Source organism: Oscillatoria sp. CS-180 (assembly GCF_028330965.1).
Taxonomy (GTDB): domain Bacteria; phylum Cyanobacteriota; class Cyanobacteriia; order Phormidesmidales; family Phormidesmidaceae; genus Halomicronema.
Map to the genome: position 1 here is coordinate 206,246 of NZ_JAQMUB010000032.1, position 20,768 is coordinate 227,013.

Annotated in this window: 16 protein-coding genes; 9 read left to right on the top strand and 7 right to left on the bottom strand. The window is 48.4% G+C overall.

Going from position 1 to position 20,768, the window contains the following annotated elements; all coding sequences use genetic code 11:
- Positions 1 to 50 precede the first annotated feature (50 nt).
- Positions 51 to 1,517 carry a phosphoglucomutase/phosphomannomutase family protein gene (locus tag PN498_RS07920; RefSeq protein WP_272062201.1) on the bottom strand — a complete coding sequence of 489 codons (1,467 nt, stop codon included), beginning with the start codon at positions 1,515 to 1,517 and terminating at the stop codon, positions 51 to 53.
- Between the two features lie 662 nt (positions 1,518 to 2,179).
- On the opposite strand from PN498_RS07920, the gene PN498_RS07925 reads away from it, so the two are divergent.
- From PN498_RS07925 to PN498_RS07935, 3 genes are all read left to right on the top strand, one after another.
- Positions 2,180 to 3,781, top strand: coding sequence for an NAD(P)H-quinone oxidoreductase subunit 4 (locus tag PN498_RS07925; protein WP_272062179.1), 1,602 nt, complete (start codon positions 2,180 to 2,182; stop codon positions 3,779 to 3,781).
- A 453-nt stretch (positions 3,782 to 4,234) separates the two neighbouring features.
- A complete protein-coding gene (locus PN498_RS07930) occupies positions 4,235 to 4,618 on the top strand; it encodes a hypothetical protein (RefSeq protein WP_272062180.1) in 384 nt (127 codons plus the stop codon).
- A 420-nt stretch (positions 4,619 to 5,038) separates the two neighbouring features.
- Positions 5,039 to 7,018, top strand: coding sequence for a PAS domain S-box protein (locus PN498_RS07935; RefSeq protein ID WP_272062181.1), 1,980 nt, complete (start codon positions 5,039 to 5,041; stop codon positions 7,016 to 7,018).
- 536 nt (positions 7,019 to 7,554) lie between these two features.
- Here the strand turns inward: PN498_RS07935 and PN498_RS07940 are convergent.
- Positions 7,555 to 8,955: an SPOR domain-containing protein gene (locus PN498_RS07940; RefSeq protein ID WP_272062182.1), complete on the bottom strand. Its 1,401-nt coding sequence runs from the start codon at positions 8,953 to 8,955 to the stop codon at positions 7,555 to 7,557.
- Between the two features lie 359 nt (positions 8,956 to 9,314).
- On the opposite strand from PN498_RS07940, the gene PN498_RS07945 reads away from it, so the two are divergent.
- Together PN498_RS07945 and PN498_RS07950 are read left to right on the top strand one after the other, a co-directional pair.
- Positions 9,315 to 9,869 carry a DUF721 domain-containing protein gene (locus tag PN498_RS07945; protein ID WP_272062183.1) on the top strand — a complete coding sequence of 185 codons (555 nt, stop codon included), beginning with the start codon at positions 9,315 to 9,317 and terminating at the stop codon, positions 9,867 to 9,869.
- A gap of 676 nt (positions 9,870 to 10,545) precedes the next feature.
- Entirely contained in the window at positions 10,546 to 10,824 is a 279-nt protein-coding gene (locus tag PN498_RS07950) for a hypothetical protein (RefSeq protein WP_272062184.1), read from the top strand.
- 71 nt (positions 10,825 to 10,895) lie between these two features.
- Here the strand turns inward: PN498_RS07950 and menB are convergent, their stop codons facing one another.
- Positions 10,896 to 11,729: a 1,4-dihydroxy-2-naphthoyl-CoA synthase gene (gene menB / locus PN498_RS07955; RefSeq protein ID WP_272062185.1), complete on the bottom strand. Its 834-nt coding sequence runs from the start codon at positions 11,727 to 11,729 to the stop codon at positions 10,896 to 10,898.
- A gap of 61 nt (positions 11,730 to 11,790) precedes the next feature.
- The gene (locus PN498_RS07960; RefSeq protein ID WP_272062186.1) at positions 11,791 to 12,081 is read right to left on the bottom strand and encodes a Precorrin-3B methylase; all 291 of its coding nucleotides are present in this window, start codon (positions 12,079 to 12,081) and stop codon (positions 11,791 to 11,793) included.
- A 190-nt stretch (positions 12,082 to 12,271) separates the two neighbouring features.
- Here PN498_RS07960 and xth point away from each other — a divergent pair, with 190 nt between their 5' ends.
- A complete protein-coding gene (gene xth, locus PN498_RS07965; protein ID WP_272062187.1) occupies positions 12,272 to 13,057 on the top strand; it encodes an exodeoxyribonuclease III in 786 nt (261 codons plus the stop codon).
- A 40-nt stretch (positions 13,058 to 13,097) separates the two neighbouring features.
- Here xth and PN498_RS07970 read toward each other — a convergent pair whose 3' ends face one another.
- A complete protein-coding gene (locus PN498_RS07970) occupies positions 13,098 to 14,651 on the bottom strand; it encodes a sulfatase family protein (RefSeq protein WP_272062188.1) in 1,554 nt (517 codons plus the stop codon).
- Between the two features lie 181 nt (positions 14,652 to 14,832).
- Entirely contained in the window at positions 14,833 to 15,120 is a 288-nt protein-coding gene (locus PN498_RS07975; protein ID WP_272062189.1) for a hypothetical protein, read from the bottom strand.
- 163 nt (positions 15,121 to 15,283) lie between these two features.
- Between PN498_RS07975 and PN498_RS07980 the strand changes: the two genes are divergently transcribed.
- The 3 genes from PN498_RS07980 to prfB all read left to right on the top strand — a co-directional run bounded on the left by PN498_RS07980 (position 15,284) and on the right by prfB (position 19,249).
- On the top strand, positions 15,284 to 16,324 hold the full coding sequence (locus PN498_RS07980; RefSeq protein ID WP_272062190.1) for a glycosyltransferase: 1,041 nt from the start codon (positions 15,284 to 15,286) through the stop codon (positions 16,322 to 16,324).
- Positions 16,325 to 16,529: 205 nt separating this feature from the next.
- Positions 16,530 to 17,966 carry an MFS transporter gene (locus PN498_RS07985; protein ID WP_272062191.1) on the top strand — a complete coding sequence of 479 codons (1,437 nt, stop codon included), beginning with the start codon at positions 16,530 to 16,532 and terminating at the stop codon, positions 17,964 to 17,966.
- Positions 17,967 to 18,120: 154 nt separating this feature from the next.
- A protein-coding gene (gene prfB, locus PN498_RS07990; protein WP_272062192.1) for a peptide chain release factor 2 occupies positions 18,121 to 19,249 on the top strand; the annotation gives its coding sequence in 2 pieces (ribosomal slippage) (positions 18,121 to 18,195 and positions 18,197 to 19,249; 1,128 coding nt in all).
- Between the two features lie 431 nt (positions 19,250 to 19,680).
- Here prfB and PN498_RS07995 read toward each other — a convergent pair.
- Positions 19,681 to 20,598 (bottom strand): hypothetical protein, encoded by a 918-nt coding sequence (locus PN498_RS07995; protein WP_272062193.1) that lies wholly within the window; start codon positions 20,596 to 20,598, stop codon positions 19,681 to 19,683.
- Positions 20,599 to 20,768 lie beyond the last annotated feature (170 nt).

Consider the following 20,768-nt stretch of genomic DNA (forward strand, 5'->3'; position numbering starts at 1 on the left):
GGTCGTCTAGCAGCAATACGCTATTCATTCTTCAAGCAAAGTTCGGCAAATTAGCTGATTGCCGTTGCCCAATCCTTAGCCCAATTCAAATTTTGGCGAGCCTCTTCTAACGTTTTGGCTTCGCTGTAGAGTCGGAGTATGGCCTCGGTGCCGCTGAAGCGAATCAAGAGCCAGCTGCCATCCTCCAGCGAAAATTTATAGCCGTCAATGGATAAACAGTTTTCAACAGCTTTTCCGGCAATAGTTTGAGGGCAATTCGCCTCTAATTCATGAAGCAATTTACTCCGAACTTCCATATTGGCAAGAGGTAAATCAATCCGGTCATATTCAGAGTGATATCCAGTTGTTTTTTGTAGTCTGCTGTAGCGATCGCTCAAATCCAACCCTGATTTCACGACCGATTCCAAGACATAGAGCGCTGATAGTAGGGCGTCTCGCTCAGGAATGTGATGTCCGTATCCAACGCCACCAGACTCCTCACCTCCAATAAGTGCCTTAGATTCCAGCATGCGGTCAGCAATGTATTTGTAGCCAATAGGTGTCTCATACAGCGACAGATTGTGTAGCGCAGCCACCTTGGGAATTAAGTTCGAGCCGCTGATGGTTTTGATCACCTCACCGGAATAACCGTGAACTTGAGTCAAGTGGTCGATCAGAATTGGAATGAGGACCTGAGAACTTAGGAAGTTACCTTTGCCATCTACGGCAGCAATGCGATCGCTATCACCGTCAAAGACAAGTCCAGCAATCAGTCCATCGGATGCGGGTGGTTCATACTCAGCTACTGTCTTCAGCATTCGCTGAAGATATTTTGGCAATGGCTCAGGTGCTCCCCCTTCAAAGAGAGGATCGGCAGAACCATTCAGTTCATTGATTGAGCGTCCTAGCAGCCGCTCAAGCCCCGTTGCCGCAGCTCCATGCATGACATCGGCAAACACCGTCAACTTACCGCTCTCAATAGCAGATTGAATGGCGGCCAAATCCACCTTGGATTGGAGTTCCGCACAATAGCTAGGCCAAGGATCAAAGCTTTGTAAACTACCAGGTGTACTTGCTATCTCAACCGTTTTGTCTAACTGCGCCTCAACCTGTTGAGTCACATCGGGTGGAACAGACCCTCCAAATGCACTCTTTATCTTTAATCCGTTGTAGGCAGCCGGGTTGTGGCTAGCCGTAATGACAATGGCTCCCAACGCTCCCGTGTCTTTGGCGGCCCAACTAAAGGCTGGTGTTGGCGCAAAAGCGTCGGTTAGCAGCACATCGAAGCCTACTTGAGTAATGGCTTCCGCCGCCGTGCGGGCAAATTCGGGAGAAAGGAAGCGGCGATCATGACCCACAATCACAGTGTTACTGCCAGTCTCCTCGCCATAGCATTGTTTCAAGACTTGAGCCGCTACTTGTGCGACATGAAATACCCGGCCAAAGGTAAAATCAGCGCCAATCATGCCGCGCCAACCATCTGTACCAAATTTAATAGGCTTATCTATAAAGGCGGAAGGGGATAATGCGATCGCCATAAGAATTTCCAGAAGAAAGAGCAAATAGATCTGCACTCAAGAGTTTACCCAAGCTATCCGGGAATTCACTAGGGTTTGTCACCAATTGAACTCGGAATTCAAGCTGCGCTAACGCTATAGCAAGAAAGTCGGACTGGGTAGGCGTTATCTGCCTGATGCGAACTGTGGAAATAGTCGCCTGAGGAAAGTTTTAACAGCAAAAAGCAGGCAAGTTTCCTATTACCAATGCTGCGAGAGCGATATTTCTATCAGAAGGATTAATATTTGCTTACATAATCCGAAGTATTTAATCACATTGCCTTTTTTCATGAATCAATCCTGAAAAGCCTGTAACGCTTTGCAGAAGCTTAATAGAGTCAAGTTGTACATTTAATTTATGGAAAGGTAACTTCGCAAAAGTTAACTAAGTTGCCTATACTAAGGCCATGCATGACGGTGAGTAGAAATGCTCACTCTGGATTTTCCGGTTGGTTCGCCTAGTCATTGGTGCATTCGACTCCCTGTTGAATCACGTGCTGACTTCCTCCGACCTTAGCTGTTTGGATAAGGCCGCTGCGAAACGAGGCGGTGTGTTTACAGGCACACCCCATCAGCCTCAAGCTAGACAACTTCCTATAACCGGCGTTCTATGTGCAACTTTCATCGGAACTCACGTGAATGTCATGATTAGCGAACAATTTCCGTGGTTAACCACACTTGTCCTATTTCCCTTTTTGGCAAGCTTGCCAATCCCATTACTACCAGGTAGCAACAAGACTATCCGTACCTATGCCCTTGCGGCTGGCCTCGCAGAATTTGCACTCATCCTATATACATTTGGCCGATATTTTTCTCTTCAAGAGTCAGGACTTCAGCTCGTTGAGTCCTATCAATGGGTTCCTCAGATAGGGCTTAACTGGACGCTTGCAGCGGATGGTCTATCGATGCCACTAGTCATTCTGAGTGGCTTGGTAACTACTTTGGCAATTCTTGCCTCTTGGAATATTTCTCTCAAACCTCGACTTTATTATTTCTTGCTATTGCTGATGTATAGCGCTCAGGTCGGGGTTTTCCTCTGTCAGGATATGCTTCTATTCTTCCTGATGTGGGAGGTTGAGTTAGTTCCTGTTTACTTGCTTATCTCCATCTGGGGCGGCAAGATGCGCCGCTACGCCGCTACAAAATTCATTCTTTACACTGCGATCGGCTCCATCTTTATTTTGGTTGCAGCTCTAGCGATGGCCTTTTATGGTGACACCGTTAGCTTCAACTTCACTGATCTGGCGCTTAAAGACTATTCTCTTCCCTTTCAGCTGCTAGCCTATGCAGGCTTTTTAGTAGCCTTTGGAGTCAAATTGCCCATCTTCCCTCTGCATACTTGGCTACCAGATGCTCACAGTGAAGCGCCAGCTGCTGTCTCAATGATCCTCGCTGGTGTCCTCTTAAAGATGGCTGGCTACGGCATCATCCGCATGAATATCGAGATGCTACCGGACGCCCATGTTTACGTTGCTCCGTTCCTGGCGATTATTGGTGTTGTCAATATTGTCTATGCCTCGCTGAACGCTTTTGGACAGGACAATCTCAAACGCCGGATGGCTTATTCCTCAATTGCTCACATGGGTTTCGTTTTGATTGGCTTTGCTGCTTTCACGACCATTGGCATTAGTGGCGCGGTTCTGCAAATGCTCTCTCACGGATTGATTGCAGCAGTCATGTTCTTCCTGTCTGGGGTCACTTATGAGCGCACTCATACGCTGAACATGAAAGAGCTTGGAGGAATGGCGCGGAAAATGCCCACGGCATTTGCATTCTTCACTGCGGCAGCGATGGCTTCCTTGGCATTACCTGGCATGAGCGGTTTTGTGAGTGAGATAGCTGTCTTCCTTGGCATGGCGACTAGCGATGCCTATACCATTCCCTTTAAGGCAACTGTCATTGTTCTAGCGGCCATCGGGGTTGTCCTATCTCCCATCTATTTGCTCTCCATGTTGCGCCGCATCTTCTACGGCAATACCGGAGAGGTGGTTGAGAAGACGCCACTGATGTTAGACATCCGTCCGCGTGAGGCCTTCATTGCAGCCTGTTTGCTAGTACCTGTAATCGGAATCGGTCTATATCCGAAGCTAGCAACGCAAACTTATGACGCCAAAACGGTCGCTGTGCTCAATCGGGTTCAAGATACGGCGATGCTAGTTGCAGATAGGCCAAACCAGCCTTTGTTTAGCGCGCTTGCCTCGCCTGAGCGGACAGCCTCTGCTGCTGCTCCCGTCATCATCGAGTAGCGCCTTTATCAATCTCTTCCAACACAGCAAAATCGGTGGCGGCGCAACATGTTGCGCCGCTTTTTGTTTTTTCAGTCTTGCCAATGCCATTAGGGCAAGATAGCAGGCTATCTGGCTAGGCGCTAAGCACTCTGGATGCTGGGTGCATTAGTACTTTGGCAATATTCAAAATAGGAATATCGGTGTAGAACGCAGTATAGGCTTTGGCCGATCGCAGAGTAACCCAACGTTGAAGAGGGATACGTGGGTTTACTGACGGCCTCCAACCGACAATTCTAGCTTGACAGACCGCTACCCTAAAGTTAAAGCGCTATTGGGTTTATAACAAACCTCTTCTCATTTTCTGACCTCTATTGCTGCATCCATTGTTGAAGAAAAACAGCATTACTGGCGGAATTAGTACATGTAAACTAAAATAGATCTAGTACGCTAGTATTTACTATTCAAAACATTATGAAGGGTCTTGCTACAGCAGCTGCAGAGATTTCGTTTGCTTCTCCAGTTTGGCAGACAGTACGATTTCGACGAGCTAAGGAGAAAAAAGGTTGGGCCTTATTAGGAATCCCTAGCCAAGTTTATCCCTTAGTGGCTTTGCGATTGTTTGAGCTACAGGCCAAACTTATCAGTCGTCATGAAGCGGAAGGGTTTACCAACTTGTTATTTGAAGCGCCCCCTAAAGTAGCAGCGAAGCTAGCCTCTGCTTTTCCTGCGCCTCCAGGCTGTGATGCGCTGAAGATTTCTGAGTCGGGCGATCGCATCCTATCCGGTAAAGCGGCTAAGTCTGCAAAAGCGATCGCTCAACGTCCTGATCCTTCAGAATTCGTAGAAGCTATTTAAGAGATTGTCAACGTATTGGGATTTTAATCTGCCCAAAGTAAATATTAGAATCTCAGAGCTTTATATTATCTTCGTATATTTTGCAACGGTCTTACGACCTCTTGACGTCAGCTGGATTCCTCTTAAACTAAACTAGCCCAACAAGGCATTCTTGGCTCAGCTACGGGATTTACCTACATACATGCAAGAATATGTCTGATATCAGGAACTTTTGAGAGCCTTTTAGCATCTATGTAAATCAGTGTGCAGAAACATTTGTATGAGGTTTTCCGTATAATCTCCGGGAAAATCCCTGATATCTCTTTTTCAGCCTTGAAAAGTTCATTGAGGCAGTCAGGGTCAAGCCCAATAAGCGAGTCTTTACAGTTCTATCAGGGGGCTCCTAGCTGCTGGTTCGCAACCTGGACACAAGCTAACGCTATGACAAGCGCCAATCTTCCAATTGCTTCTGTTTCTAAGCCAATTTCGACTTTTGATCCTGGCTCGGACAGTCTGTTTCGTGCTTATGTAGAAGCCGCTTCAGATATTGTCTATACCCTGGATCTGACAGGGCAATTTACTTTTGTAAACCCTTACGGCCTAAAGCTTATTGGTACTGACCGCTACGATGAAGTCGTCGGGCATTCCTACTTAGATATTGTCGCTCCTGAGTACCACAAACCTACTCTAGAAGCCTTTTCCAATCTGTTAAAGACAGGTGAATTGCGAGACTACGAGTTTGTGGTTCTGACTAAGACGGGCAATCGTGTTTTCATTGAGGTGAATGGCCGGCTCCTCTATCAATCCGGACAACTCGTTGGTGCGCTGGGCATTGGTCGAGACATCACCGAACGCAAGCGGTTTGAAGCCCAGCTGAAAATGTTTTCGATGGCACTAGATTCTGCACATGATAGTGCCTTGATTACTGATTTAGATGGCAACATTCTGTATGCAAACCTAGCGACACAGCGCATCTTTGGCTGGCCTCAAGCTAGACTCACTGGCACTAATTTGGAAGTCTTCTTTCAAAATCAAGATCAGGTCCGCTATGTCCTAGAAAGAGCGACAGGTGAAGGATGGAGTGATCAGATCGTTTGCCAGCGGTATAACGGTCAAACGTTCACTGCGTTTGTTTCGGTCAGTCCTGTTTACGGAGAAGGCGAGGATGTGCCTAATGCCGTTTCAATTATTCTGCGAGACATCACGCAGCAAGAAACGATTAAAGCCGAACTCGCGTCTAAAAACCTAGAACTGGCTCGTGCCAATCGTCTTAAGACGGAGTTTTTGGCCAATATGTCCCATGAACTTCGCACTCCGATGACCTCTATCCTGGGTTTCTCCTCACTTTTGGAACAGCAAGTTTATGGAGATTTGAACGATCGCCAGAGACTGTACGTTAACCAAATTCATCAGAGTGGAGAACATTTGCTGAGCCTCATCAACGAAGTACTTGACCTCTCCAAGGTTGAGGCAGGTCAAATGGATCTACACGTCACTTCCATTTGTGTCGATTCCATTTGTGATGACATCCTTAAGATGGTAGAGACTCAGACTGAGATGAAAAATCTAGTTGTCCATCGGCAAGTTGCACCTGATCTGCCTGTGCTGATGGCAGATGAGATGCGTGTTCGGCAGATGCTGCTTAACTTACTCTCAAATGCCATCAAGTTTACTCACAAAGGGCTGTCTATTGGCTTACAGGTAGAACAGCAGGGAGACTATCTGAACTTGACGGTTTGGGACGAGGGCATCGGTATTCCAGAAGACCAGTTATCTTCACTGTTTCAACCTTTTCAGCAGCTGGACAGTTCCTTGTCTAAACAATATGAGGGGACGGGCCTGGGTTTAGCGTTAACGCAAAAACTTACTCGTTTGCATGGGGGAGACATCACAGTTAAGTCTGAACCCAACAAAGGAACCCGATTCACAATTCATTTACCGTTAGACTGCCGGACCGTTAGTCGTCACGATAAGCAATATTCCTTACCCGATGAGGCATCCTCAGAGCATTCTGAATGGAAAATGCCAACGTTACCGAATAGCGCTATCACAGGGCGAGTCCTTGTCGTTGAAGACAATCCCATCAATGCACTCCTGCTAGAGCATATGCTCAATCACTGGGGCTACGAGGCAACTCATTGTCCTGATGGCCCAACCGCATTAACCTGGCTGGAATCAAATCGTCCCATCCTTATTCTGATGGATGTTCATCTGCCTGGCATGGATGGACTAGACGTCACTCAGCGGATTCGCCAAAACTCAGAATGGGCTGACATTCCTATCGTGGCGACAACGGCATTGGCAAGGCCCCGCGATCGCGATCGCTGTTTTGAGGCAGGGATGCAGGACTATATCAGCAAGCCAATTAATTCGGCTAAGTTAGTCTCCATCCTGGCTAAATATACCTGGGGCGAAGACTAGAAAACTTACAATAGCTAAGCAAAAGGCTTTGGGGCAATCAGCTAACCTGTGAACTGGGAAGAGATCGCGGGTTAGCTGTTTAAGGATGAATGCTTCGGTGTCACAGTTTATTGTCACAGGCCATTCACCTAGGCGTCCTTCTGTCCTCAGCTGTGACTCAATTATTGCTTTGGAGTAGCGTAAAGTTTGGGATTGGGGACTGGAGCTTCAGCGATCGGACCCTGAGGTTCTGGATTTTCTAGATATTCAAACTCGCCCTTTCCGTCAGGTGTCGGTCCTTGTGCCCATTGCCCTTGCTGGCTCTCAGTTCCCTCAGATAAGTTCCAGAACGTATAGGATGCATCCTATTGATTCTCTTGCATTTAAATAGGGTATGAGAGCCGTGTAGGATACTTGTAAACATGACATATTTCCCAATAGGACTCGCGTAAACGGATTATCTGCCTAGCAGCTCCTAATAAGGATCAGGCGACTTCCTCTACAGAGGTCTGTTAAGTTTCACTGGGAGGCTGGAGAACATTTTTATTTTGAGATGTCTACGGTTCATAAACTTGAGCGTCGATGCCTTGTGACTCAAGCTCCTCAACAAGCGCGGCTGCACCTGCTTCGCTATTAAATGCGCCTAGCTGAATACGGGCACCGGTATCGAAATTGCGAACGTAGGCATCGTCTACAACTTCGCGAACTGTGCTTAAAGACGGATCTCCTGTATAGTCCGAAACCACGTAGTATGAACTTGCTGGTTCAACGCTGACAGGCTCATCTTCTACTCTAGGTGAAGCAGGCTGGGTTGCTTCGCTTGGTGTTGGTTGGGAGGTATTTGGTGTTGGCTGAGGTGCGATCGCTTGTGGTTGAGGTGCAGGAGCGGCGGTTTCCTGAGGTGCAGGTGTCATCGCAGCAGGCATAGGTGCTGGGGTCGTTGTTCTGGGGATCTCATTGACTTGTGGCGTATTCGTTGCTGTATCAGCTGTAGCTGTCTCTTGAGAGACGCTGCGATTTGTAGTTGAAGACGGCTCAGTCGCTGGAGGCTTATTCTCTCGATTATTGTTGGAGTTAGCAACAAGAGGTTGCCCTGCTGAGGTGGAGTTGGACGGTAAGTTACTGAGGGTGCTCAAGTCCAGATTAGAGAACTCTCTCTGAGATAAATCAGGACTTAAGGAACTCAAAGAAGATGCCCTCGCGTCTGTCTCTTCTGATGCCTCAAGCTCCTCTGAAGAACCATCGGCAGTGGCCTCCTCATCTTCAGATGCATCGGGCCATAGACGGGCTAAAGGCGTATTGCTGATGAGATTGCCAGCTACGTAGGGATTAACAAGCACGAAGCCAAAGCCAGCACTAGTCACTAACAGCAATAGCAATGCACCTAAGCCGAGGGGCGTGCTGAGCCATTCCGACCAATTTCTGGATGTAGGTTTGGCAGGATAGCCTTCTGCTAGCTCAGGGTCAGGCGCATGGTTGAGATTCTCAATCAAAGCTTCAGTTGAAGCCAGGTAAGTTTCTTCTTCGGGCTGTGTTTGCCTGACGAGAGCGCCGTCCAAAGCTATAGTCTCTAAAGCCTCACTTTGTGCCGCTTCGTTTCTAAGGGGGTTTGCACCCTGTTCAAAAATACTGTCAGCAGGCGATGCTGCTGCGTGTGAAAGGCGAGGATTAGGCGGCATAGGGGGTGGAGACGCTTGCTCCTGAGCTACCTGTGCGTTTCCTTGACCTACCGCCGACGAAATGCCGAGTAGATTCAGCGATCGCCGTTGACGAGGCTGAAAAGACGGCGGCATTGCATTAGGTTTGCCATTCCCCTGCTTAGCGTGACGATATCGCGCTAGTTCATAATTAAGATTGATATTAAGACTGCTCAACGCATTTCTGAGGGACGGCTGCAAATCCTCAGAAGTCTTTTCAGAAGTAGGTTGAGACTGTTGGGACGTAGATGAGGGGGACATTTGGCTCTCCTCAGAACAGGCTGACTTGGAATAGCAGAACAAAGGCAATGTCTATTTAACAGGCAGCCCTAATTCTAAATTTAGGCTGTAACCCCATGACAGACGGATTTTATGCTCATTCTGACGAACTCGCATTTAGTTATAGCAACGTCTGTTCAAAAATGAACATGGTTTTTGAGCGATATTATGAAAATGTGGGGGAAGTTCCCTACATCTGGGGTGATTATTCCAGCGTTTACTCTAGTAGTGGCGCTGAAGTCCTATGACTAGGCAGTAACCTCAGATTCGAAGGCGATTTAATTGACGCTTGTAAACAAGGTTTATATGAACCCAATGTCAGGTTTAGGATGACTAACGAGATGCAACCCCTTCAGGCTCTAATGAAGAATTTGGAGCGATCGCCGCAGTGGCGAGCATCATCGGGTTTGCGCCAAATACTTGCGGTTTGGCCTCAGCTTGTGGGAGAGGCTGTAGCCCAACATAGTCAGCCTATAAAAATTTATCGGAGTGCTCTACAAGTTTCTGTTTCTAGTGCAGCTTGGTCACAAACGTTGACGTTCGAGCGCTTGAGAATTTTGCAAAAGCTTCATCAGAGATTGCCCAACCTCAAAACCGAAATTCGGGATATGCGGTTTTCCACGGCAAAATGGCAGCAGGTGACTCAGCGATCGCAACCCATTTCTCAACAAATGCTAACGGAACATCCCAGTTGGGGTGGTGCTTGCAAGAAGTCACTGCGGCAACCATCACCCCAAACTGCTAAAGCCGCATTCCAGCAGTGGGCCATCCAGAAACGAAATCAGCTTGCTAGCCAGAGTCGGTGTCCCCGATGTCACTGTCCCTGTCCAACTCAGGAATTACAGCGGTGGTCAGTGTGCGCCATTTGTGTAAGCCATCAATGGCACAACCGTTAAAACCCGTATCCACCCAAGCATGGGGCGAACTGCGGTGAGCAACTGTGTGGATTTTGGACGTCTAAATCAATATGAATTTGATTGACCTAAAGTGACTGCAGCGGCATTTTGACCAAAATCAACAAGACCCTTTGAGAGTAGCAACAAACAAAACTGCTTTTGTTTGTTGGCATACTTTTAAGGTTCTCTTTATGAACTATTCTCAAGCACATCTGGACTCTTGGGAAAAATAAAAATTGATTAGGCTTGTCTTTGCTATCTAGATGAAGCGAGAGTGATAGCAAAAACTTGAGAGAGACGAGTGAGTTACGCTTGATCCCAGCATCGAAAAGCATTTTCGCCACGAATGATTTTAGGTCTTAATTTATTTGCCAAAAGTGGATTTGGGTATGGATTCTTACATCAACCTCAGACTTATTTGAACTTAAATACGACTGTTTTCTACTCGGTTTGAAGTGATCCCCGTGGCTATGGCGAAAAAAGCGGACAAGTTTACCTGGAATAGAATGCAGATATATATTCTTAAAGAAATCATGAAGAGAATATAAAAAGCCGGATGAGACGATAAGGGGTTGAAAGCATTGTCAGGATTGAGACTGCTACGTTTTTTCTTCTCAAAAGAGAAGGGTGTCTATAGCGACAATAATGATTACCATGTTTCTGGATGGATTCTCTAATGGACATAACTCAGTTCGATGTCTCTTGCTGTCAACGTTGTCGTCATTTCACTTTGGAAGGGCGACGTGGCGGTCATTGTGGCCAGCTTAACGTACCTGTGCAGGGACGATGGACTGCGTGTTCTTTAGCAAATCCTGTTTTTTCGGAACCAATAAGCACTGTGACTCAACCTCATGTCGCTCAACCGTCGGTGGCGACTGCATGGCCTGAGGGATTAAAGTTGGCTCGCCGCGACCTTAGCGTTGTTGAGAGTCCTGATTTTGTTGAATCAGCCTGATGATGGAACTGGTCATTTTGAGAAATTAATAAATGCCGAACAGCTGCCTCAGTCTGTTCGGCATTTCTCTTTTAGGGTAGCCACGGGTACTGATGAAAATCGGGAGATCGCTTTTCTAAAAACGCCTGTTTACCCTCGGCACCTTCCTCGGTCATGTAATAGAGCAATGTGGCATTGCCTGCTAATTCTTGTAATCCAGCTTGTCCATCACAGTCAGCGTTGAAGGCGGCTTTCAAACACCGAATGGCAATTGGACTTTTTGCCAAGATTTCCCTAGCCCACTGTACGCCCTCTGCTTCTAGTTTCTCGACGGGCACAACGGTATTTACCAAATCCATTTCTAGGGCTTCCTGAGCAGAGTATTGACGACACAAAAACCAGATTTCTCGGGCTTTTTTCTGCCCAACGATTCTTGCCAGATAGCTCGCTCCAAATCCACCATCAAAGCTGCCAACTTTAGGCCCAGTTTGTCCGAAAACTGCGTTATCTGCTGCAATCGTCAGGTCACACAAAACATGAAGTACGTGACCGCCTCCGATCGCATATCCCGCGACGAGAGCGATCACAACTTTAGGCAGCGATCGAATCAACCGCTGGAGATCAAGGACGTTGAGTCGAGGCATGCCCGTCTCATCTATATAGCCGCCTTTGCCGCGCACGCTTTGATCGCCGCCGGCGCAAAAAGCATATTTCCCGTCAGTATGAGGTCCAGCTCCAGTCAATAGAACTACGCCGATGTTGGTGTCCTCCCGCGCATCAGCAAAAGCGTTATACATTTCGACGACTGTTTTAGGGCGAAAGGCATTGCGCTTTTGGGGACGATTAATAGTGATTTTTGCAATGCCTTCAGCTTTGTGATAGAGGATGTCTTCGTATTCTTGGGCTGTTTGCCACTGTATGTCCATCTTCTTGATGTGAATAGGTCATGGACTAGCTTAGAAGGGAAAAGGGCAGGACAGCGGATTATTAGCGCGATCGCTTCTTTTTGCCTTTGCTGCTGCGACGGTTGCCGCCTGGCGGAGTTCGGTGAGCACCGAAGTATTTTTCACTGCGGTACCGGAGCCATACTCTGAGCACTTGGGGGATCTTTTCTTTCTCAGCTTTGGTGAGGGTATTGTAAAGTGCCAGTGCTTTTTCTCGCTCTCGGCGGCAAGCCGCATTGTTGTGAGCGTCCCAGTAGCTGCGGGCTACTCGAATGCGACGGCAGACTTCTTTAACTAAAGCATCCCCTTGCAAGGGCTCTTCAAAGGCGGGCATTGTGAAAAGTTTGAATTGCTAATGCATTCTGACAAGATTCTCTCAGTTCCCGCTATAGCCATCTCAGATAATTTCTGAGGGTGAGAAGGCTTTTTGAATGAAGTTTTTCCAAGGAAAACCCTCTTCAAAATTCAAATAGGATCGCTATATATGACACCATGCGAAGTATTCCGTTTAATTTCATGGCTGTATGCAAATTGCTACCTGGAACGTTAACTCTATCCGTACCCGCCTCGCTCATGTCACTGATTGGCTCAGCGAAAATCCAGTTGATGTCCTCTGTTTGCAGGAGACCAAAGTCGTTGACCAGGACTTCCCACTAGAGTCAATCAAAGAAGCTGGATATGTTGCCAACGTAAGCGGTCAGAAATCATACAACGGAGTTGCTATTCTCAGTCGTGCCCCTTTAGAAGACGTGAGGGCTGGATTTACACCGGTGGTCGGAGGTGATAATGTGGGCGACTTAGATGATCAGAAGCGGGTACTGACTGGTGTTTTAGATGGTGTCCGTATTGTGAACCTATACGTTCCTAATGGTTCATCAATAGGCAGCGATAAGTATGACTACAAGCTGCGTTGGTTGGGCGTTCTCAAGACCTATCTAGAAACGCTTTTGGCAGAGAACGAATCTTTGCTAGTTTGTGGTGATTTCAACGTTGCCCTAGAAGACCGTGATATTCACGATCCGAAGGGCAAGGAAACCCATATTATGGCATCCCCACAGGAACGAGAAGCGCTACAAGCGGTGCTCGCGATTGGCCTGAAAGATGCCTTTCGCAAGTTTCATGAGGATGGCGGTCACTTCAGCTGGTGGGACTATCGGGCTGCATCTTTCCGCCGTAATCGAGGCTGGCGCATCGATCACCACTACCTGTCTCCTCTGCTATACAGTCGCGCCACTAACTGCACTATTGACGTTGCCCCCCGCGAACGGGAAAAACCCAGCGATCACGCCCCTGTTATTGTCGAAATCTGATGTCGAAAACTGCGGCATTACGATCAGAGCTAGTCTTCGGCTAGTCTTCCAGATATCCCAAATCCTGTAAACGCTGCTGCACTTCAGGATCGTCGTAGCCTGGAGCGCGGCGAGTACTCACAAGGGTTCCATAGCCGTTAATTTCTCCAGCGAAAGATTGCAGGCACTCCTGTAAGACCTCAACGTTCTCTGGCAAGATGGCGCTGATGTTGAGGGTTTCTTGGGGATCTTCGTGAACGTCATAGAGTTCGATGGACTGATTGCCAGTTTCAATCAGTTTATGAGTTCCCATCCAAACTGCTCGACGCGGTTGATCGCAGGCGCGATCGCGCACCAAATCAGGTTGTCGTCTCTGCATGAGGTTGACCACATTTTGCGGTGGAATCGCTTCGGCAAAAACGTGATCCGTTTTATAAGTACCTTGCTTTTGTGGCAGTAGGGTTAAGGATTTCTCTGCATCAGTGGCAAGTCCTGTCACATCAAGGACGGTTTGGAAGAGACGGCGCGTAGAAACCACAGGCTCAATCACAGCTGCATCGGCAGCAGTTTGTCCGGGTTGCCGAATGATGAGTGGCACCCGAACTAACTCGTTATAGATAGAGAGGCTGTGACCCATAAGCTGCTTTTCACCCAAATGTTCACCGTGGTCGGCACAGATGATAACTAGGGTGTTATCAAGACAGCCAGCTGTTTCTAAGGTTTTGAAAAAGTTGCCAAGCTGGGCATCCTGGTATGCGACTTCAGCATCATACATACCATCTAAGGTTTTCTTCTGGTCGTCGTTGAGGTCCCCAGTCAGGGGTGCTAGCCAACCATAGACGTCATTGTTAAAGCGCTGGAGAAAACTGCGAGCGTCGCGATCTCGCAATACGTGGGGCGCATACTTTTCAACGTACTCCCGAGGCGGATGGTAGGGCATGTGAGTGCCCATCAGGTTGACAAAGGCAAAGATAGGCTGGTCGGGAGCAGTGTTGGAGCGATCGCGCAGCAGTCTTGCTGTATCTTCCAAGGATTTGGCAGTGTTGCCCTTGAAACTAAGCGCGGTTTGCCAAAGTGGGACCATCAGTGGCGTAAAAGACAGGGCCAGTAACCAGTCAGAGCGAGCAAAGGCATCTTGAATTTTGGTCATCACGCCGGAAACTTGTCGCTTAAACCATTGGCGATAGCGTCCAATAAGGCCTGAAGATACGCCTGCCTGGTTGGGACGAGAGGTCAGTAGACCACTGTAATTAAGAAAGCTTTGAAAACCGCGCCGCAAGCCGTTGTTGACGACACCGACGAGGGGATTATTGCAGAAACCAGCAGTAAAATAGCCGCTATCTTGCAGCCGTTCCGCCAGCGTTTGCACATCATCTGGCATGACCGAGTAAGACTGAGTCATGGTGTGCTCAGAGGGATACACCCCGGTGAACATGGAGGCGTGGGAAGGTACCGTCCACTGAGCCGGAGCGATCGCCATATTGAAGCGGGTGGCGTTGGCTGCGAAAGCGTCAATGTTAGGAGTGGTGTCATGGGGATAGCCATAGCAAGAAAGGCGATCAACTCGCTGCGTGTCCAGGACTATAAAGAGAACATCGGGACGCTGGCTAGACATGATAGTTATTCGCAATAAGGACTGAAGCCGAGTGGCACGGGGAAACCGCAGAACGGCATAAAGGACTTATTACACAATAACGGTCAGCGCCAAAATCGTTGTAGCTAAATGGGGATATTCCTGGTTTGAAGAAAACTTTGGTATCTGGACTCTGATTCTCTTACTGTGGTGATGACAGCCATCAGGACGCTGACGTATTGCTGAGAAAAGCCGCGATCGCAGGAGCCAGTTCGCGAATCAGCGGTGCGAAGATGACAGCGGCTCCAGCCGTGATAATAATCGTACGAGTCAAGCTCAACTCATTGCGAGTAGATTCAAAAAAGCGGTTGTCCCAGCGCTTAACTTCATCCTTCAAATCCTGCTCAAGCTGATCAAGACGTCCGTTAGTTGCTTGAACTTCTTGCGTGAGCGTATCGAGCTGCTCTAAAACACGCTGTTGAAAATTGCGATTATCGTCAGATACTGTCATGAACTTCAGCTGTAGCAGCTACCGCTCTTCAAAAGTAACACCCTATTTTTTCTGAGGAACACCGTGTCTTTTGGTATGCCTTATTAGCGAATAGGGAACTCTCGCATTAGAGAAGATATTTCTTCCAGACTGTTTTACTGTGCTTGGTATCTTCACCATTGATATGGCTTCATCTGCACCAACGTTCAATCTGACGGACGATGTGATGACCCCACCACAGGTTTCTGTCATCATTCCGATTTACAACGGTGTAGGCGATTTACCGGGGTTGGAGGCTTGTTTGCTGCACCAAACATTTGCCTCTAGTCAGGTTGAATATCTGCTAATCGATAACAACAGCACAGATGCGACTGCTAAACAGTTACAAGCGTTGTCAGCAAGAGCACAGCGTCAAGGCATCACTCTAATTCCTCTCTCAGAACCTCACATTCAAAGCTCCTACGCAGCTAGAAACCGAGGCATTGTGTCGGCTCAAGGCGAAATTCTTGTCTTTACAGATGCTGACTGTCGGCCTGAGCCGAGCTGGTTGGCTGCGATGGTGCAGCCGTTTGAGGATTTGAAGATCGGGTTAGTTGCTGGTGAAATCAAGGCACTGCCGGGAGATAGCCTGCTGGAGCGCTACGCTGATCGCAAAGAGATTCTCTCGCAAAAATTTACGATCGCCCATCCCTTTCATCCCTATGGGCAGACGGCAAATCTAGCGGTACGACGGACTGCACTTGAGAAGTCCGGCCTCTTTCGACCTTATCTGACAACCGGGGGAGACGCCGATCTCTGCTGGCGTATTCAGATGAGTGGCAATTGGCAATTTTACTTTGCTGAGGCAGCGGTTGTGCGTCATCGCCACCGGTCTACTTTGCGGGAATTGAAGGGTCAGTGGCAGCGTTACGGACGATCTAATGCCTATCTACATGAGCTGCATGGTGTTTCGCTACAGCCCTATTTGAGCCGTCAGCAATGGTCTCGACGGATAGCTCGATGGCTAGTGAAAGAGGTGCCGAGTGTGCTCGTGCGATCGCTGACCAGGCAAGCGACGTTTCTTGATGCTGCAATGACTCCGCTAGATTTATTTTGTGGGCGATCGCGAGAAGTTGGACAGCGTCATGCCAAGCTGGAACTCGACGCTTATCAGGTAGAATGGTTTGATACCCCGTGCTCTGATGAAGTTTCGGAAGCTCTGAATATCAAAACCGACTCTGCTTGAGAATTTAGAGAGTTGCGCTCCCCGGCCAAACAGGTAAAACTATAAAACCATTAGCGCTGAGGTTATACCTCAAGCGATGTTTGGGTGTTGCTGAAGCAGTTTGCCTCGAATTTGAGGTTGTTTTCGAATGGCATTCTCAGATGCAAAACAGGATGACAGTCGAGTCATAGGACTTTCAATCTTAATTTTCTAGGAGAGCAAACCCTTGCGGAAACTGCCGCCTCTACCTTTTTCGGTCAAACTGGCCTATGGCACAGGAGAACTTGCAGCGGCTGTTCCCTCTAGCTTGTCAGCGTTTTTCGTACTGTACTTTTTTACAACTGTAGCGGGATTAAATCCTATCCTGGCAGGCGGAGTGTTAATGTTTGGCCGTCTTTGGGACGCCATCAACGATCCGCTAGTGGGCTGGCTGAGCGATCATACCCGGTCACCCCTTGGTCGTCGCTTTCCTTGGATGTTAGGTGGAGCAATTCCCCTATCGATTTGCTTTGTCCTCTTGTGGACAGTGCCTCCGGTAGAGACCCAGTGGGGTCTCTTCATGTACTACGCAACGCTGTCTCTGTTTGCCTTTGCATCACTGACCGCAGTACAGCTTCCTTACACCACCCTCGCGGCTGAACTGTCTGACAATTACGACGAACGAACTGCGCTGATTGCTATGAAGTCGGCTTTCAGTATCGGTGGCAGTATTTTAGGGCTAGTCATGGCCCAAATTGTGTTTGAACGGGTGTCTGATCCTAAAGCACAATTTCACCTGCTAGGTCGATTGTCGGCTAGCTTGGCCGTCTTCATGATCGTGATTTGCGTTGTAGGGACCTACCGCCGCTATTGGCAAGTTAAGGCTAATCGTCCTCAACTCAACACTCAGACTAACTCTAATTCCCTGATCAAAGAAATTCGCAGTGTTTTTCGAAACTCGGCTTTTCGGAAAATCTTGGGGCTATATCTCTGTGGCTGGATTGGTATTCAATTAACAGCAGCGATGTTGCCCTATTTTGTGAATACCTGGATGGGTTTACCCGAGAGCCATTTTGCCCGAATGGCGCTGACGGTTCAGGGGACGGCGATCGCGATGGTCATTGTCTGGGAACGAGTTGCCAAGTTCAGCGACAAGCGGACGGTGTTTCTGCTAGGTGCACCGCTGGCGATCTGTGCTCTAACGGCCTTAATTACCATTCAGCCTGGAGAGGTCACCATGATGTACCTTCTAGGGGTCTTGGCTGGGGTTGGTGTCGCCACTATGTACATGGTGCCTTTTTCCATGCTGCCTGATGTTGTTGATTTGGATGAACTGCAAACTGGTTTAAGACGAGAAGGTCTGTATTTCAGCGCAGTTGTCTTTCTGCAAAAACTAGGAGTTGCGATCGCTCTATTTGCTTCCGGTACGATGCTGCACTTCACCGGATTCACTGCCGACGCTGCCTCGCAACCTACTCAGACCCTCTGGGCGATTCGTCTACTCATTGGTCCACTGCCCGCTGTGCTGCTGGCGCTTAGCGTCTGGTTCGCCTATCGATATCCCATCAATCGGCAACGTCATCAGAGGATTCTAATTGCTTTACAGGATAAGCGAGACCATAAGTTAGCAGCCAATGCAGCTGAGTCTTCCCAATCAGGCTTCTCTTCGTTGCGCGACTCTTAATGCAAGACAGGCAACTCAAGCATTGCGTTCTAAAATTTGTAGAATATATTGCCGACCAAACAAAACAAGCAGAATCACTTTGGCGTTGAACTGAAGCCACGCCGAGTTCACTGGAGAAATTGGTTAGCCGTCTTTTTGATTGAGTATATTTACCATGCTTGAGACTACAGACTTAAAGCGAGATCTTGAAAAGTTGACGCAGCGCCTGAGCAACGCTCAGGAGTATCTTTGACGTTGATGCAACGCAGGCAAAAATCAAAGATCTGGAGCAGCTGGCTGCTCAGCCCGAACTCTGGGATGACCCAGAAAAAGCGCAGCAGATCCTGCAAGAGCTGAATGATCATAAAGCGCAGCTTGAACAACTGAAAACCTGGCAGTCTAATTTAGACGATGCAGAAGCCATTTTGGAACTGTTAGAAGAGGATTCTGATGAGGCACTGTTGGTCGAAGCCCAGAGTACGCTTGCTGATATGGAGCAGGCTTTAGACCAATGGGAGTTGCAGCAGATGTTGTCTGGTCCTTATGACAAAACAGGGGCCGTGCTAACCATCAATGCTGGGGCAGGCGGCACCGATGCTCAGGATTGGGCTGAGATGTTGCTGCGGATGTATACCCGATGGGCGGAACGGCAGGGCTATAAAGTAGCGCTGGTCGAACTATCGGAAGGGGATGAGGCTGGCCTAAAGTCAGCGGCGCTGGAGATTCAGGGACGATATGCGTTTGGCTATCTGAAAGCCGAGAAGGGAACCCATCGCCTAGTGAGAATTTCCCCTTTTAATGCGAATGGCAAACGGCAGACCAGTTTTGCCGGGGTCGAAGTGATGCCCATTCTTGACCAGTCCATTGAGATAGATATTCCCGACAAGGATCTAGAGATCAAAACCTCCCGATCAGGGGGAGCTGGGGGGCAGAACGTCAACAAGGTTGAGACGGCTGTGCGGGTGACGCACCTGCCGACAGGAATATCTGTGCGCTGTACGCAGGAGCGATCGCAGCTGCAAAACCGAGAAAAAGCAATGGCGCTGCTGAAGGCAAAGCTGCTAATTATTGCTCAAGAGCAACAGGCTCAGGAAATTGCCGAAATTCGTGGTGATATGGTGGAAGCGGCTTGGGGAAACCAAATTCGTAACTACGTCTTTCACCCTTACCAGATGGTGAAAGATTTGAGGACCAGTGAAGAAACCACTGCGGTCAATGACGTGATGGACGGAGACCTCGACCCGTTTATTCAGGCATACTTGCGGAAGGATACACAGACGGCGGTAACCGCCGATGCTATCTAGGATTTAGCTAACTATCTGACTGGGCTGTGTTGTTGGTGCAGCCCAGGTTAACGATATGATCAAGTGAAAATTTTTAAGTTGGAGGTTAGCCCGATCTCCATTAACCTTACCTATTCCACTAATTGAGAAGAAATTTCAGAAAGCTTGCCAGCAAAAATCATCGCGCAGGATTCTTTGGGCTGCCAAATGCCAAAAGTCTTGACGACGATAACTTCTGTGCAAACGAAATAGATTCTTAACAAGCTGCGACTTTATTGACAAACACTTGCAACAAGGTAGAATGGAATCAACTTGGAGGCTTACAAAGTTAAGTGTCCGTGTTCTCCTCTCAACGAATGCTAAGGTGCTCCCCCCCCGGGGGGCATCTTTTTTGTTGGTTGTCGTAGTAGAAAAGAAGCTATTGTTCTAAAAATTGGCCACTTTTCTACGGGTTAAGCTTTTGTCGTCAGGGACATTCGGTGTCCGTTGGCAAAACCTGCGATCGCAGTAACAAGCGCGATCGCGCCTCCCAACAGTCCCAAAAATGCAAACAGGTATAGCCGGCCATAGGCATATCCGACTGCCAAATGACAACTGTCTAACAAAGACTCAGACGCATAAACCCCCAATCCAGTAATCATCCAAAACAGCGGCACGCCGAGGGGAATCAGTAATAAGAAGGCAAGTACCAGCCAACCCTGGGACCACTGTTTCTGCTTAGAAAGGCGACCTACCCAACGATAGCTACGCCAAACGATCAAGATTGATATGCCAAAGCTGCCTAAAACCAAAATCCACCGCAAGAATTTCACGTAAGCAGGCAGGGTTAGGTAGGACGAAAGCATGATGCTGTCACTGGGTAATCCGTTGAAAGTTTGACGCCAGTGATTCTTGCCTACTTTGGGAATGTCGGGCACAAAATTTGCTTTCCACCCCGGAGGCGTAAAGATGTCCACTGTAAGGGTGCCAAAAGAATGCCATTGCCGCGCCGGAGCCAACCAGTAGTTCAACGTGTGGATGCGATAGATGTTTTGATCATCGCTATCCGGCAGTGTGGCGTATTGAACCGAGATTGAATGCTCTCCCTGACTGAGTGGCAGCGTAAACTTCAGGCCGTTTGTTTCTGAGGGTGAGAATGCAGGTGTTGCCCAGTCCTCTGGGATGGGAACCGCATCTATGGCAACTGCTGTAATCGCGGATTCACCGTTCAGTTGGACCTGACCGGCTTCCAGGTTAGGGGCTACAAAGAGTAGATCGACAGTCGTATCTGGACCAGGGTTACTAACTTGGTAGGTTGCCTGAACGTCAGCCAGCTCGTTGTCAGCAAGTGGACGTAAGTCAAACACCAAATCTTCATGCAGAATGTCCAACGTCGAAACGTCTGTCCAAGGTTCGCTGGCTTAGTGGTGCAGAAAACTTTTAGGTGTCTCACGCTGAGAATCTGAGCACTTTGGAGAACTCAATCCGCGTGTCTAAAGTCTCTCGTTTGCGCTTCGAGGCACAGGCGGGAGGCGGATGGGCTTGAGGCAACCGTTTGAGC